The organism is Halorubrum sp. AJ67 (genome assembly GCF_000513435.1).
In genome coordinates this window covers 104,941-105,889 of the sequence record NZ_CBVY010000016.1, presented here as the reverse complement: position 1 = coordinate 105,889, position 949 = coordinate 104,941, and the positions used below count along the sequence as shown (strand labels likewise).

Sequence of the window (949 nt, the reverse complement as noted above, 5' to 3'; positions counted from 1 at the left end):
GAACCTCGCGGCGCTCGTCGCGTTCGTGGTCCCCCACGGGATCTTCGAGATCCCCGCGCTCGTCGTCTCGGGGGCGCTCGGGGTCCACCTCGGCGTCGTCTCGTGGCGGACGTTCCGCGGCCGCGCGAGCCGCGAGCGGTTCGCCGACGCCTTGGAGACCGCCTTCTGGGTGACCGTCGGGCTCGGGATACTCCTCGGCGTCGCCGGGATCGTCGAGGGGTTCGTCAGCCCGTACTACTGGCGGCCGTTCCTGTGAGTGGCTCCGACGCGGCGAACCGCCCGCAGCCTTATTAGCACACGCTCGAAGCGACGGTATGGAACCGCTCGTCGCCGTCATCCTCGTCGGCGTCCCGCTCGCATGGCTCGTCGGCTTCGCAGCCTACGCGTACGTCGACGCGCCGAAGCACGGCATGGACCCGCGCAAGTGGGCGGTCATCGCCTTTGTCGTCCCGCTGTTCGGCTTCCTCGCGTACGTCTTCGAGCGCGACGAGCAGGGGTACGACCCCGAGAGCGACCCGTACGCTGAGGGAAGCGAGGAGCGAACCGGCGGCTTCGCGGTCCACGAGTCGCGGCAGGGCGAGAAGCGCCTCGGTCCCGCCGGAACCGAAGCCGACGAGGGCGACGACGCGGACGACGAGTGGAACGACCCGGACGGCGTCGACCTGTGAGCTCAGAGCGCGTCGATCAGCGCCGCCCGGCGGCGGTCGAGGTCGAACGCGGCGTCGGCCGCGTCGAGGCGACCGAGGAACGCGAAGACGTCGGCACCCGCCCGTTCGGCGTGAGTGATTAGCGCCTCGATCGATTCGCGGTTCAGCGCGAACGACTCCAGTTTGCCACAACAGAGCGCCAGGGCGATCCCCGCCTCGCCGGACGGAAACGCGGGGTCGACCGCGGAAAGATCCGGGTCGGCGGTCGGGTCGCCGTCGACGCCCGCCTCGCTCGCGGGGAC

3 protein-coding genes are annotated in these 949 nt (G+C 70.9%); 2 read left to right on the top strand and 1 reads right to left on the bottom strand.

Features of this window, described 5'->3' with window-relative positions:
• The coding region (locus BN903_RS12280) for a stage II sporulation protein M (protein WP_048077997.1) at positions 1–256 on the top strand (256 nt) is incomplete at its 5' end.
• A gap of 58 nt (positions 257–314) precedes the next feature.
• The gene (locus tag BN903_RS12275) at positions 315–668 is read left to right on the top strand and encodes a PLD nuclease N-terminal domain-containing protein (RefSeq protein ID WP_048077996.1); all 354 of its coding nucleotides are present in this window, start codon (positions 315–317) and stop codon (positions 666–668) included.
• Between the two features lie 2 nt (positions 669–670).
• Here BN903_RS12275 and BN903_RS12270 read toward each other — a convergent pair.
• On the bottom strand, positions 671–949 hold a 279-nt coding region (locus tag BN903_RS12270), incomplete at its 5' end, for a DUF6276 family protein (RefSeq protein ID WP_048077995.1).